The organism is Paeniglutamicibacter sp. GQ140 (assembly GCF_059759235.1).
This window is the reverse complement of record NZ_JCAXDW010000012.1, coordinates 133,869-147,415: the sequence shown is the minus strand read 5'-3', so window position 1 is coordinate 147,415 and position 13,547 is coordinate 133,869. Positions and strand designations below refer to the sequence as shown.

Genomic DNA, 13,547 nt, shown 5'->3' with positions numbered 1-13,547 from the left:
CTGACCGACAAAGGGCAGTGTCCGGCGGCTGGATCCGGGAACTGGTTGCTCTCAAGCTGCGCAACTCCGAAAGTCCGGCAGCCATGCATCGCGCCACTCCTGCTCGCGGCAGACCGCGTGGAGGTTTGGAAGCCTGGCGTAGGGCATTTGTTGGTTCCAGAACCACCCGGGCGGTGCTTGCATAGGGGATAAAAGGCAAAAGCTTCCCCCAACGAAATTCAAGGCCCTCGGCCCGAGGCCTTCGATCCTGATGCCGGGTGAATCCGATTCTGCGGAACACATGCAGTGCTTGCAGCGGTGGAAATGCATAGTCGGCCGCACGTGAAATGGATGCAGTCTTGGCGAAGGTGGCGTTGGATACATCCTGCTCCCAAGGAATCGTGGTCATGCAAAAGTGAAAGACAAGGGCCGGCTGGACCTGATCTCAGCCTGCACTACGGACAGGGCGTCGGCCTGCCCGCGCGTCCGAGGCGAAAAATGTAAGTGCCGGAACCTGGTGCCTCGATCAATAGGCAGAGAACAGAGCTAGATGATTCTGAACGGGAATGCCGATGTCGTTGCAATTCACCGCTGTGCCCAAATCGAAGTGAGGTGGAGGCATGCCGCTTCCGGACCGGCCATGTGGGTGGAAGGCCAGAGCGGATGGGCCGGACCGGCGGAGCACGCAGAGATTCCTGGGCAGCAACCGCCAGCACCCTGAAGAAGAGTGGAGACTGGAAACTGCGAACCGCACTCGGCTTGGACACACTCCATGCCGGTGAGAACGCACCGGCATGGCCGCTTGCCGGGTGACAACAATCGGGGGCCGGCGATTGAATCCCACTGCAGTTGCCCGACCGCGCCCACCAGGGTGTGGACAACCGTGCTGTGCAGTGGGCTTGGAGATCTCCGGACTGGCACTGCAGGCTTTCGAGGCATTTGTGGGGCCCAAGCGGTGCATCAGTGCGGCGGCGGACAAGTTCTAACCTTGGATTACGTAAACAAACAATTTTCGTTGTTTGTCGTGGTGAATGCTGCCAGAAGACGTCCTACGCCACTGTTTAGGAGCATGGACCCCGGGTAGGGCTTAAAAAGCTCGGTGCATCCGTCCCGAGGGACGGATGCACCGAGCTGGTGAAATCGCGGGCGCGTGTTAGAGGTACGCGGCGAATTCCTTTTCCAGGACCGGCTTCGGCTTGGCGCCGATGGAGGTGGCGACGTGTTCGCCGCCCTGGAAGACGTAGACGGCGGGAATGCTGGTGATGCCGTACTTGGCGGCGATGGCCGGGTTGTCATCGACGTTGACCTTGACCACGTCGACCTTCTCGGCGTGCTCGGCGGCGATCTGTTCGAGGATCGGGGTCAGCTGGCGGCAGGGGCCGCACCATTCGGCCCAGAAGTCCACGATGACGGGCTTGTCGGCCTCGAGGACATCTGCCTGGAACGTTGCGTCGGTGACGTCTTTGGTCTGGCTCATGGCCTGCACCTTTCGTAAGTGGTTTCTTCCCGGGACGGGAAGGGTCGGTCTAGTGGGAAACGGGGACGGCCTGCGCGGCCGCGTTGGCCTGCACATCGGCCAGGTAGTGCTCGACGTCCAAGGCCGCGGCACAGCCGGAGCCGGCCGCTGTGATGGCCTGGCGGTAGGAGGCGTCGATGACGTCGCCGGCGGCGAAGACGCCGGGGAGGCTGGTCTTGGAGGTGCGGCCCTCGACGGCAATGGTGCCCTCGGCGGTCAGGTCCAGGACGTCCTTGATCAGGTCGGTGCGGGGGTCGTTGCCGATCGCCACGAACATGCCGGTGACCGGGACGTCCTGGCGGGCGTCGGTCTTGAGGTTGCGCAGGGTCATGCCGGTGACCTTCTGCTCGCCGGTGATGCCGACGACCTCGGAATCCCAGATGAATTCGATCTTCGGGTGGGCCAGGGCGCGGTCGGCCATGATCTTGGAGGCGCGCAGGGTGTCGCGGCGGTGGACCACGGTGACCTTGGAGGCGAACTTGGTCAGGAAAAGGGCCTCCTCCATCGCGGAGTCGCCACCGCCGATGACGGCGATTTCCTGTTCGCGGAAGAAGAAGCCGTCGCAGGTTGCGCACCAGGAGACGCCGTGACCGGCCAGGCGCTTCTCGTCGGGCAGACCGATCTCGCGGTAGGCGGAACCGGTGGACAGGATCACGGCGTGGGCGCGGTACACGGTGCCGTCGCCCAGGGTGACGACCTTGACATCGCCGCCCAGCTCGACGGCGGTGACGTCGTCGAAGAGGATCTCGGCGCCGAAGCGCTCGGCCTGCTTCTGCATGTTGTCCATGAGGTCCGGGCCCATGATGCCCTCGGGGAAGCCCGGGAAGTTTTCCACGTCGGTGGTGTTCATGAGCTCGCCGCCGGCGGTCACCGAGCCGGCGATGACCAGTGGCTGGAGGTTCGCCCGTGCCGTGTAGACGGCTGCGGTGTAGCCGGCGGGGCCGGAACCGATGATGATGACGTTGCGGATGGCATCTGGTGCTTCTGTGGCCACGGGTGGAGGACCTTTCGTGAGTGCGGGCTGGTTTCAAACACGCCGCGGGTAAGAGGGGACTGTCCGGCATAACAGCAAATGCCGTGTTGGTATTCCCGGCCGGGTGGGCTAGGAGACGCGGAACTCTCCGATTTGCAGGCCGTAGGGGCGGGAGGGATTGGCGCCCGAGGCACGGCGAGGCAGTTCGGTGACGTTCAGGAATACGTATTGCCCCTTGGCAGCCGCACCTTCCTCGTCGCTGACCGGGACGGTGACGGTGGGTCCGGTGAAGGAACCGCTGGAAACCAGCTTGGCATCGGAGAGGTCGTCCGTCTTGCCCACCCGCAGCTCGAAGGATCCGCCGGTGCCGTTCAGGCCCTCAAGCTGGATCTCCGACACGTCGGAAAGCTCCTCCAGCTCGGCGATGAACACCATGTTCGCCGCCAGCCCGCCGAACTGGGGGGAGGTGTAGGAGTAGGACTTGTAGAGGCTTGCCGGGTTGCCGTCGATGGCCTTGGCCAGCGTGCTGTCAGTGTCCGCGTTGAGGTCCTGGTTTCCCGGGACCATGCGCGAGAGGTCGGCGACCACGGGTTTCACCGGTGCGGCGCTCGGCGTCTCCGAGGCCTGAGCGCTGCCGGACTCGGCGGCGCTCTGTGTGGGGGCGCTGCTGGCCACCGGTGCCGGCGTGCGGCCACCCAACGCGTTGTAGGCGAAGACGACGGCAAGGACAAGCACCGCACACAGCAGTGCACCCACGAGCAGGCGCATGGTCTTCTTTCCGCCCTCGCCGGCTTCCTCGTCCTCGTCGTAGTCGTCCGGCTGCGGTTCCGCATAGGACTGGGCCGCCACCGGGAAGCTGGAGGCGACGCGCTGGCCGGATTCGTCGACGGTGATGCCACGGGACTTCTGTGCCGCGGCCAGGGCCGCAGCCGAGGTCACGACGGGTTCATCGGTGTGGTCCGCCGTTTCCATCCGGGTGACCTTGGGAGCGGGCCTGACAGCCGGCGGTGCCGTGGGCGCCGGAGGAGTGGTGGGGGTTGCCTGGGTCGCGGCCGGGGATTCGCGTTGTACCGGCGCGGGGGAGGGCACAACCGGGGCAGGAACGGAGGGCAAGGACGCCGAAACGGCCGGGGCCTGCTCCGTGCTCGATCCCACCGATGCAGCAGGCGGGACGGGCGGGACAGACGGCGGTGCCTGCTTGCCGCGGGCGAAACGGCCCTTGAAGCTGTTCAGCTTCTCGTTGAGGCTGATCTCCGGCAGCCTGTCGAGCATGGACGGACGCTGCTCTTCCTGGGCGCGCTGGTCCTCATAGTATTCGGCGTCGTCCTCGTAGCTTGCCGGTTCCTTTGAACGGGTCACGCCGAAGATCTCGGTGCCCAGGGTGTCGGTATAGAACGGCTCGACGTAGGTGGCATCGACCTGGACCACGAGGTCCAGGAGGTCTGCGGGCTCGGCAAGGTTGGTCACCAGGTAGGTGTTGCCCTCGGAAATTCCCAGGTCCAGGACCTGTACCGCGGCGTAGCGTTCGCCGGTGGCAATTTCGCGCGCACTGGTGGCCAGCTGCGAGGCATTGGTCGTGGAACCGACGAGGATGCTCACAGGTCGGTTGAGCACCTGATCGATGCCACTGAGGACCTGGTCTCCGTCAGCCGAGGTCAAGACCGATTCGGTGACCTGGTAGCGGCCGCCAAGCATGGCTCCGGCGTCGATGGGCTGCGACACGATTCCCTCCCGGGATTACTTTGCGTTGCCGGCACCCTCATGGGTGCCCCGTTCCATGTTACCGGGATGGGCCAAGGATTTCGCGAAGTCCGGGGGCGATGTCGGGCGCGCGCCGGGCGCCTTGCGGGTGCCCGGTTCGCTATTTACCGCCGCAATGCGGGGATCCGACGGGCCAGCGGGCCCAGGAAGTCATCCAGCTCTTCCGCACGGATCAGGCGCAGCAAAATGATGTAGACCACGGCCATCGCGGAGCCGACGACGGCAATCGAGATAACCGCGGCGCCGATGGAACTCCATGCGAATCCCCAGTCGTAGCCGCCCAGCAACCACAGCACCCCGGCCCCCACGGCGCCGGAAATGGCAGCCATCACGCCGATCCGGACGTAAGTGTCAGCGACCCTGCCGCTGCCGTAGTCGCCATAGCGGCGCACGATGAGGAAGTGGGCAATCACGGCGGAGAGCACATTGGTCGCCCCGTAGATCAGTGCCACCGCCCGCGCAATTTCCGTTGCGGGCAGGACCTGCACCGCACCGAAGGCCAGCACCACGCACAGGCCGGCGATGACGGTCTGGATCAGCATGGGGGTCTTGGTGTCTTCCTCGGCAAAGAAGACCCTGATCATGAAGAAATGGATGGACTTGAACGGCAGTCCGAGCGTCGTGAGCAGCAGCAGCTGCCCGATGGCGGCGCCCTGCAACATCGCGCTGGACGAGCTGCCGGCAAACAGCCGGCCCAGCGGTCCCGCGAGCACGATGAAGGCGACCGTGGCAAAGACAATGGGCACGGCGCTGGTGCGCAGCCCGCGGGACAGCAACGGCGCAATGTCCCCGCGCCGCTTCTCGTGGAAGGCCTTGGTGAACTCGTTGAAGAGCATCGTGGCCAGGGTGAGGGCGAAGATGGAGTGGGGCAACACGGTGATCAGCTGGGAGGTGTTCAACGCCTGCTCGCCTGGAACCGATGCCCCGCCGTCGGCCAGCAGCAGACGCGCAGGGGACGCGGCCGAGACGAACTTGGAATTGATCAGCGAGGCGATGTTTCCGACCATCATCGAGCCCAGCGTCCAGGCGGCCAGCTTGCCCACATGCCTCAGGCCCATGCCGCGCCAGGCGAAGTCAGGGCGCAGGTTCAGGCCAATCCGGCGCAACGGCCAGAACAGGGCCAGGGCCTGGACGGCGATGCCCAGCGTGGCACCTCCCGCGAGCAGCACCGTCTGCTCGGAGGTCCAGGTGTCCAGCTGGTCGTTGCCACCGCCGTAGGCGCCAAAGAGCACGATGAACGTGCCGATGGTGCAGATCTGCACCAGGTTGTTGGCGACCGGTGCCCACATGTAGGCGCCGAAGCGGTTGTGGGCGTTGAGCACCTGCCCGATGACCGCGTAGACGCCGTAGAAGAAGATCTGTGGCAGGCACCAATAGGCGAACGTGGTGCCCATCGCGATCATTGGCGCGGTCCAGTTCAAGGTCAGCACCTTGATCAACGGTCCGGCCATGGAAACTAGCAGCACCGTGGCGAGGCCCATGACCACGATGGTGAGGGTCACGAGCTTGGAGGTGTATGCGGATCCGCGGTCGGAGGCCTTCGAGGCCTTGATGAGCTGGGGGACCAGCACCACGTTGAAGATGCCGCCGGCCAGCAGCATGAAGATGATCGTCGGAATGACGTTCGCCTTCTCGAAGATGTCGGCCATCGTGGTGCTCGAGCCGATGGCAACTGCCAGCAGCGCGGTGCGGATGAATCCGAGCACACGGGAGACCATGGTGCCCGAGGCCATCAGCGCATAGGCCTTGGAGTGGCTGCGCGATTGCTGCGGGGCGGTGGCCTGCGGGGTCTTGGGAGGCGTGCTGGGGCGCGCGGGGTGTTTAGATACCTGGGACATAGTTGGGGAGTACTTCACGCGCAAGGTCGGCGATGCGCCGCTCATTGGGGAAGGACAGGCGCTTGCCGAGATCAAGCAGCGGGACCCACGCCACGTCCACGGCTTCGTGGTCCGGGTCGTTTTCGATGGTCAGCTCGCCGCCCGTGGCACGCAGCAAGAAATGGTGCACGGTCTTGTGGACGCGGTAATTGGTGACGGTGAACCAGTAATCGACCGAACCCAGTGGAACCAGGATGTCGCCGGCGATCCCGGTTTCTTCCTCGATCTCGCGGACGGCCGCCTCTTCGTTGGTTTCCGTGCCTTCCGGGTGGCCCTTGGGCAGGCACCATTCAAGGCGTCCGCCGCGGTTGTACCTGGCGATGATGGCCACGGGCAGGCTGGGAAGCGACGTGTCGATGACGACGCCGCCTGCCGAAATTTCCTCCACGGTGGGCAACGGGTGGTGGCCGGTGCTCACCTGCGCCTGCGCATGCGCCATTGACGCAGTCAACGGCGTGCGCTTCGGGGCGCTGGGAACTGGATGGGCCATGGCAACCACTCTATCGGTTTTGCGTCGCATCGTGGCTTGCCCCGCCCGCTCGGCGCGTGATATCCAATCTTCGGTGCGCGGACGCGGCCACCCAGCGTGTGGAAGCTAACGTCTAATCGGGGCGACCGGGAACATGGCACTATCCAGAAAGTCTGGCACCCTTAAAGAACTATGCAGCAGCTACCGTCCCCACAGGTCCTCACCGAAATTTTGCCTCCCGTCATCTTTGAGCTGGGGCAGCGGTTTGTCGATTCCGGTTTCGAACTCTCCCTGGTGGGGGGCCCGGTGCGCGACCTCTTCCTGGGCCGGGTATCCCCGGATTTGGACTTCACCACCAGCGCGTCCCCGGACGAAACCCTTGCTGCGGTGGCCGGATGGGCCGATGCAACCTGGGAAGTGGGACGCGATTTCGGCACCATTGCCCTGCGCAAGGGCGAGCACACCATCGAGGTGACCACCTACCGGGCCGATGCGTACGACCCTTCCTCGCGGAAGCCCATCGTGGCCTTCGGCGACAAGCTGGAGGACGATCTCTACCGCCGCGACTTCACCATGAACGCGATGGCGCTGCGCCTGCCGAGCCTGGAGCTGGTTGATCCCTACAACGGCGCCGCCGATCTGGCCGAGGGTGAGGTTCGCACGCCGGGGGCACCGTCGATGTCCTTCTCCGATGACCCGCTGCGGATGATGCGCGCCGCGCGATTCGCTTCCCAACTGGGGATCGGGGTGGCGGAAGATGTCAGGGGTGCCATGAAGGAAATGGCTGAGCGGATCCAAATCATTTCCGCCGAACGCGTCAGGGACGAACTGGTGAAGCTGATCAACGGTGCCGACCCGCGCGCGGGCATCGATCTGCTGGTAGACACCGGACTGGCGGACATCGTGATCCCGGAGGTTTCAGCGCTGCGTCTGGAGCTTGATGAGCACCACCGGCACAAGGACGTCTACCAGCACTCCTTGACGGTGCTGGAACAGGCCATGGAACTTGAATCCGACGTGGACGGCCCGGTGCCGGGACCGGACTTCGTCTTGCGCTTCGCCGCCCTGATGCACGACATCGGCAAGCCGGCGACGCGGAAGTTCGAACCCAACGGGGCCGTCAGCTTCCGCCACCACGACGTCGTCGGCGCCAAGCAGGTCAAGGCCCGCATGCGCGCCCTGCGTTTCGACAACGACACCACCAAGGCGGTTGCCCGCCTGGTGGAGCTGCACATGCGCTTCTACGGCTACGGGGATGCAGGCTGGAGCGACTCGGCGGTGCGCCGCTACGTGCACGACGCAGGGGATTTGTTGCAGCGGCTGCATCGCTTGACGCGATCGGATGTCACGACACGTAACCGCAAGAAGGCAGACCGGCTCAGTTTCGCCTATGACGACCTCGAGGCCCGCATTGCCGAGATCAGCGAAAAAGAGGAAATGGAGGCCGTGCGGCCGGACCTCAACGGGCAGCAGATCATGGAGATCCTTCAGATCAAGCCCGGACCCGTCGTGGGACGTGCCTACAACTTCCTTCTCGAACGCCGTCTGGACAATGGCCCGATCGACGAGAGCGAGGCAATCACCGTGCTTCGCCAGTGGTGGGATCAGCAGCCGGAGTCAACAGAGCAGTAGTCCCGGCCGGCATCAAAATTGATCCTTGTTTCGGCGTGTCGCACACAACACGCCGAGGCAAGGATTCTCTTTTAAAAGTTTTTGAAAAATGAGTGGCTTAACCTGTTGGCTGTGTGTATCGTGGAACCTGTGATTGAGAAGTCTCAATGAGACATCGAGATCCGCCAGACAATATTGGCGCCAGGATCCTCTGGCATGTTCTTCCAGAAAAGGAGGTGGGAATGATGATTATTTCAATGAATTTCGGCGGCTTCTATGTGCCCCGTCATGGCTTCGCTGGCTCTACCGCGCGAACCACTTCCCCCGCCTCCGGAACGGCGCCCTGCTAGTACTTCCCTAGCTTTTCAAAGTTCCCGAGGCTGATGAGTCATTAATCGACCAAATCCTTGAGGAACTTTCACCATGTCTAGCCAGATCTCATCGATCTCCACCCAGGCTGCTCGCTCCGCTGAACTGATCTTCACCGGTCCCGAAGCGCTGCATGCCCGCACCACGCGGCCCATGGAACAGGCCACATTTCGCTCCTCCAATACCGTTGAGGGGAGGAAAACACCGTGAATGCAAAAGGCCGTAAGCCAAAGAACAAGTCTTGGCTTCAGACGCAGTTCAACCCCGATGCACGGGATCGCGAACTACGTCACCACCTTCCGATGGACATGATCTTCCGCGTGCGGTGAGTGAATTAGGACCAGCTCTCCACAAAGCCTGGTCCGGAATGCAAGTCACTCACTCACCTAGGAGCATGACCATGAACGAGTATGTAACCCACAGTGCAAAGCCCGCCGGCTTCACCGGCGGGCTTTGCCGGTTAACATGGGTTCCTGCCACTTGGCACTCGGAAGCAGGTGGCCGCTCAGCCGAGCTGGGCGCGCCAATGGCGGAGGAATGCCAATCCTGCATGGTCGTGGATGATGTCCTGTCCCAGACCCAGGTCCCGCGCGGTGAGCACCGGGTAGGGTTTCCCTGCAGGAATGCCGTCGCCCGGGCGCACGTCGACGTGGCTGACCCGGTGCCCGTTTTGCGCTAGCCAGTCGGCCATGGCGTAGTCGGTGCGGGAATCACCAACCGTGAACCACTCTGCGGGGAAGATGCCATCCGACGCCAACAGCTCGAGGGTGCGTCTGGCGCCGAGGTCCTTGCCCAGCTCCACCGACTCAATGTCCGTGGAGATGATGGTCGGATCCACCCGGTAGGAGATTTCCTCATTCGCATCCGGTTGGCTCACCTCCAGTCGTTCAACGCCCAGGCCACTGCGGACCATCGCATCCATGGCGGCCGAATCGAATTGCTCTTGGGCGCGCCGGTATTCATGGTTCGCTGCATCGATGTTTTGTTCCACCGAAACCATGGCGCGTTTGGTCTCGTCGAAGAACATGTGGTCGTCGAAATTGGAGGCCACCAGCTCTCGAATTTCATCCGAGTAGTGCCCAGGGACAGCAAGCCCGTGGTCGATGTGGACTTCCCCCGCACCGGTTGAATCAAAGGTGAACCATGTGGCCCCCTTTTCACAGATGGCATGGATTTTAAGGTTTTCCGGCATGCCCGCCGTGATCATGGGTCCCATCACCTGGCGCTTGATGAACTCGTCGGAACGCCCGGTGTTGAAGACAACGGGGATTGCCGAGACGGCGAGTTCCAGGAGCAAGGAGATGATCTCCGGTGCGACATCGCGGGTCACCGGGGATGCGATGGGACCGTCGACATCGAGAAGCAAGGCAAATGGGGGAGTTGAGGACATGACTTCCATTCTCCCACTGCGCGGGGAAGGGACGGAAACGTCGAACCCTGTCGCCCCAAGGGCATGGCCCGCTCGCACAGGAGTTATCCACAAATTTACCGACACCGGTCAATCACATGAGCGCAATTCCTAGGATGAGGGCATGGACAAGGGAAAACGGAAATATGCCGTTGCAGTCGGGCTGTGTTGTGTTGGGCTGATGATTGGTTCCTGCACGCAGGGACCGGAATCGGCCGGTGGAGCAATTTCGGGAACGGAGGCCTTGGCGCCCGCTTCACCTGCGGTCGACGCGGCGGCGGAACCAGCCAAACGCCGAACCCAGATGGTCGAGCCCTCATGGAGCGTGAAGATGAAGGTCTTGGACCGCCCCCGGGTGGCCAACGGGGTGGCGGTCGTGCTTTCCGAAGGGGCCAAAGGGCTGCAGCTGGTGGGGCTGAAGGAAACCACCGGCAAGAAACTCTGGGGCGTCAGCGTTGTCCCGGGTTGGGTACCCAGCGGCGTCAACATGGTGGTGGAACTGAGCAAGACGGCCAAGGGGAAGGACGTGGCGCTCTTCCTGGAGGAATCGAAACCACGCGATGGCTGGAGCGGAGACGTCTGGACCAAGCCGGTGGCCGTGGACATCGCCTCGGGCAAGGTCGTCTACAAGGGGCCCGCGCAAGTGATCAGGTCCCGACCGTCCTCCTGTCCAGACAGCAAGGACATGTGCTATCTCTCGATCAACCCCTACAACAATGACGAGCAGCGGATGCGTGTCGACCTCGACCGTGGAACCCAGCGAACCCTCACGCCGCAATACAAGTTGGGGGATTCCATCTTCCCAATCAGTGGCGGGGAACTCTACGGGCACTACATCGGAAACACGAGCAACCTCCTGCGGCTCAAGGGAAACAAGAAAGTGTGGGGAGTCTCCCTGACCAAGGCCATGGGACCGGGCTACACACCCGGTCAGGGCTGGAACGTTGACTACTCGGAAAAGCTCGGAATCTACTCCGGCTGGATCGGCCGGGAACACAAGGAAACCAAGGACAGCAACGGAAATATCGTCGCCCGCGATACGGACTTCCGCCAGGAAATGATGTTCGGCATAGATGCCGGAAACGGAAAAACCCTGTGGAAGGCCAAGGGGGCAGCAACTTACTGCCTGCCACCCATGGGCCGGAAACAGACTGTGCTGGAGGAGGGAAAATCCTATCCGGTGAGATGCGTCTTTGACTCCGGAAGATTTAAGGAAGCCAAGGGAACCAAGAGTAGATTCGAGAATGTCAAAGTCCATTTGGAGGGGTTCGACCCGAGAACCGGGAAGGTTATCTGGAAAACCAGGAGCTACCCAAGGACTGCCGACCTGAATGTCGCCCACGCACCCGATGACGGCGGCGCAAGCCTGTTCCTGGCCGCGGAAGAGACGCCGACGTTGCTAGACACCCGTACCGGCAAGACCATCAATGTCGCCGCCGGGGAACGCTTCTTGTGCACCAAGGATGCCAAGTACACCAAGCCCGAGGATGGCAACGGCGGGACATTGCTCTACCCCTGCGCGGCAGGCGGCAAGAAAGCCAGAGGTGTCAGTGCCGGAGCGCTCCAGGCACAGGATTCCGGTGAAAGCCATGTGGTCCTGGGCTTTGCCGGAGCGGTGGCTGCCTTTCCGGTGGATCCCTAGGTAGAGACCTGCCGGTCACGGGCCCGGGCTTCACCTTGTTCCGCTGATGCGGTGATAGCTTGAAGGTGTAGCGAGGACGGCCAGACTCCTTGGACGTCCTCAATCACCCCGCCACCGGGAATCCAGATAGGGGACACACGATGACAGCGATGCCGGAAGCCGACATGAGTGATCTAGCGATTGCTTCGCGGGCCGTGCTCAAGCCAATTTCCGAGATCGCCGCATCGGCAGGGATTCCGGACGACGCGGTTGAGGCCTACGGTCGCTACAAGGCCAAGATCGATCCGGCACGCCTGAGGGCACGCGGCGCGAAACTCGGAAAAGTGGTCTTGGTCAGCGGATTATCCCCAACGCCCGCCGGGGAGGGGAAATCCACCGTCACGGTGGGTCTGGGGGATGCCCTTGCGGCCGCCGGCGCCAAGACGATGATCGCCCTGCGCGAACCGTCGCTGGGACCGATCTTCGGCATGAAGGGCGGAGCCACCGGTGGCGGCTACTCGCAGGTCCTGCCCATGGATGAGATCAACATGCATTTCACCGGGGACTTCCATGCCATCACCAGCGCCAATAACCTGTTGATGGCGCTACTCGACAACCATCTGCATCAGGGCAATGCCTTGGGCATTGACCCGCGCCGGATCACCTTCAAGCGCGTCATGGACATGAACGACCGAGCCTTGCGCAACATCGTGATCGGCCTTGGCGGCCCGACCGAAGGCGTTCCGCGCGAAACGGGATTTGAGATCACCGTGGCCTCGGAAGTCATGGCGGTCTTCTGTCTGGCGACGGGTCTCGATGACCTGCGGACGCGTCTGGGCCGGATGACGATCGGGTACACCTACGCCAAGACCCCCGTCACCGTGGACGACCTCGGGGCGGCCGGCGCCATGACGATGCTGCTCAAGGACGCCATCAAGCCCAACCTCGTCCAGACCATGGCCGGAACGCCGGCATTCATTCACGGAGGACCGTTCGCCAACATCGCCCACGGCTGCAACTCGGCCATCGCCACCAATACTGCCCGTTCGCTGGCCGACATCGTGGTCACCGAGGCCGGCTTCGGGGCGGATTTGGGCGCCGAGAAGTTCATGGACATCAAGGCCCGCTATGCCGGCTGCAACCCCGATGCGGTGGTCCTGGTGGCAACCATTCGTGCTCTGAAGATGCACGGCGGCGTGGCCAAGGACGCGTTGAAGAGCGAAAACGTCGAAGCGGTACGCGATGGCCTGGCCAATTTGGTTCGGCACGCCCAGAACGTCAGGAAATTCGGGGTCCAGCCGGTTATCGGCATCAACAGGTTCACCGCGGACACCGAGGAAGAAATCGCGGTTGTCACCGAATGGGCCGCCGCCAACGGCATCGAATGCGCTGTTGCGGATGTCTGGGGACAGGGGGGAGAAGGGGCCGGTGAGCTGGCCGCCGCCGTTTTGCGGGCCATCGAGGCCCCGAACAGTTTCGCCCCGCTCTACGACCTGGATCGTCCCGTCGAGGAGAAGATCCAGACGGTCGTGCGGGAGATCTACGGAGGCGCCGGAGTCGAATATTCGGCAGCTGCCACGCGGATGCTCAAGCAAATCCATGACAACGGCTGGGACAACCTCCCGGTGTGCATGGCCAAGACCCAGTACTCGTTCTCCGACGACCCGACGCTGCTGGGCGCTCCCGAGGGTTTCACGCTGCACGTGCGGGATCTCATCCCCAAGACCGGTGCCGGGTTCATCGTGGCGATCACCGGAACCCTCATGACCATGCCGGGCCTGCCCAAGGTTCCGGCCTCGATGCGCATGGATGTTGACGAAAACGGGCGGGCCGTCGGCTTGTCCTAATCGCGCTGACCCGGCAATGATCGCAGGAAGGCGCCGGGACCCCCTGGTCCGGGATTAACCGTCGAAGCCACCACGGGCAATCGTGGTGGCTTCGACGGTTCGCACCCCGTACACGG

Annotated in this window: 11 protein-coding genes; 4 read left to right on the top strand and 7 right to left on the bottom strand. The window is 63.1% G+C overall.

Going from position 1 to position 13,547, the window contains the following annotated elements; genetic code table 11:
* The 6 genes from AC6CHY_RS16145 to AC6CHY_RS16120 form a co-directional block, all read right to left on the bottom strand.
* Positions 1-388, bottom strand: a 388-nt coding sequence (locus tag AC6CHY_RS16145; RefSeq protein WP_498227373.1) for a hypothetical protein, incomplete at its 3' end; no start/stop codon positions are given.
* Between the two features lie 744 nt (positions 389-1,132).
* Positions 1,133-1,456, bottom strand: a complete 324-nt coding sequence (trxA, locus tag AC6CHY_RS16140; protein ID WP_217390958.1) for a thioredoxin — start codon at positions 1,454-1,456, stop codon at positions 1,133-1,135.
* A gap of 49 nt (positions 1,457-1,505) precedes the next feature.
* Complete coding sequence (trxB, locus tag AC6CHY_RS16135; RefSeq protein ID WP_217390957.1) at positions 1,506-2,489, bottom strand: thioredoxin-disulfide reductase; 984 nt, start codon at positions 2,487-2,489, stop codon at positions 1,506-1,508.
* A 108-nt stretch (positions 2,490-2,597) separates the two neighbouring features.
* Positions 2,598-4,190 (bottom strand): hypothetical protein, encoded by a 1,593-nt coding sequence (locus AC6CHY_RS16130; protein WP_498227372.1) that lies wholly within the window; start codon positions 4,188-4,190, stop codon positions 2,598-2,600.
* A gap of 143 nt (positions 4,191-4,333) precedes the next feature.
* Positions 4,334-6,067, bottom strand: a complete 1,734-nt coding sequence (gene murJ / locus AC6CHY_RS16125) for a murein biosynthesis integral membrane protein MurJ (protein WP_498227371.1) — start codon at positions 6,065-6,067, stop codon at positions 4,334-4,336.
* Complete coding sequence (locus AC6CHY_RS16120; RefSeq protein ID WP_217390954.1) at positions 6,051-6,596, bottom strand: NUDIX hydrolase; 546 nt, start codon at positions 6,594-6,596, stop codon at positions 6,051-6,053. The genes murJ and AC6CHY_RS16120 overlap by 17 nt, the downstream gene beginning before the upstream one ends.
* Positions 6,597-6,767: 171 nt before the next feature.
* Between AC6CHY_RS16120 and AC6CHY_RS16115 the strand changes: the two genes are divergently transcribed.
* On the top strand, positions 6,768-8,207 hold the full coding sequence (locus AC6CHY_RS16115; RefSeq protein WP_217390953.1) for a CCA tRNA nucleotidyltransferase: 1,440 nt from the start codon (positions 6,768-6,770) through the stop codon (positions 8,205-8,207).
* A gap of 402 nt (positions 8,208-8,609) precedes the next feature.
* Positions 8,610-8,765 (top strand): hypothetical protein, encoded by a 156-nt coding sequence (locus tag AC6CHY_RS16110; protein ID WP_217390952.1) that lies wholly within the window; start codon positions 8,610-8,612, stop codon positions 8,763-8,765.
* A 295-nt stretch (positions 8,766-9,060) separates the two neighbouring features.
* On the opposite strand, the gene AC6CHY_RS16105 is transcribed toward AC6CHY_RS16110, so the two are convergent.
* Complete coding sequence (locus AC6CHY_RS16105) at positions 9,061-9,945, bottom strand: Cof-type HAD-IIB family hydrolase (protein ID WP_254456429.1); 885 nt, start codon at positions 9,943-9,945, stop codon at positions 9,061-9,063.
* 349 nt (positions 9,946-10,294) lie between these two features.
* Between AC6CHY_RS16105 and AC6CHY_RS16100 the strand changes: the two genes are divergently transcribed.
* Both AC6CHY_RS16100 and AC6CHY_RS16095 read left to right on the top strand, forming a co-directional pair.
* A complete protein-coding gene (locus AC6CHY_RS16100) occupies positions 10,295-11,605 on the top strand; it encodes a hypothetical protein (RefSeq protein ID WP_217390950.1) in 1,311 nt (436 codons plus the stop codon).
* Between the two features lie 140 nt (positions 11,606-11,745).
* Positions 11,746-13,431, top strand: a complete 1,686-nt coding sequence (locus AC6CHY_RS16095) for a formate--tetrahydrofolate ligase (protein WP_498227370.1) — start codon at positions 11,746-11,748, stop codon at positions 13,429-13,431.
* The last annotated feature ends 116 nt before the right edge of the window (positions 13,432-13,547 follow it).

Bases quoted from the DNA above. Each gene is read 5' to 3' on its own strand.
- trxA (WP_217390958.1), bottom strand. From the start codon at position 1,456: ATGAGCCAGACCAAAGACGTCACCGACGCAACGTTCCAGGCAGATGTC.
- murJ (WP_498227371.1), bottom strand. From the start codon at position 6,067: ATGTCCCAGGTATCTAAACACCCCGCGCGCCCCAGCACGCCTCCCAAG.
- AC6CHY_RS16120 (WP_217390954.1), bottom strand. From the start codon at position 6,596: ATGGCCCATCCAGTTCCCAGCGCCCCGAAGCGCACGCCGTTGACTGCG.
- AC6CHY_RS16115 (WP_217390953.1), top strand. From the start codon at position 6,768: ATGCAGCAGCTACCGTCCCCACAGGTCCTCACCGAAATTTTGCCTCCC.
- AC6CHY_RS16110 (WP_217390952.1), top strand. From the start codon at position 8,610: ATGTCTAGCCAGATCTCATCGATCTCCACCCAGGCTGCTCGCTCCGCT.
- AC6CHY_RS16105 (WP_254456429.1), bottom strand. From the start codon at position 9,945: ATGTCCTCAACTCCCCCATTTGCCTTGCTTCTCGATGTCGACGGTCCC.
- AC6CHY_RS16100 (WP_217390950.1), top strand. From the start codon at position 10,295: ATGAAGGTCTTGGACCGCCCCCGGGTGGCCAACGGGGTGGCGGTCGTG.
- AC6CHY_RS16095 (WP_498227370.1), top strand. From the start codon at position 11,746: ATGACAGCGATGCCGGAAGCCGACATGAGTGATCTAGCGATTGCTTCG.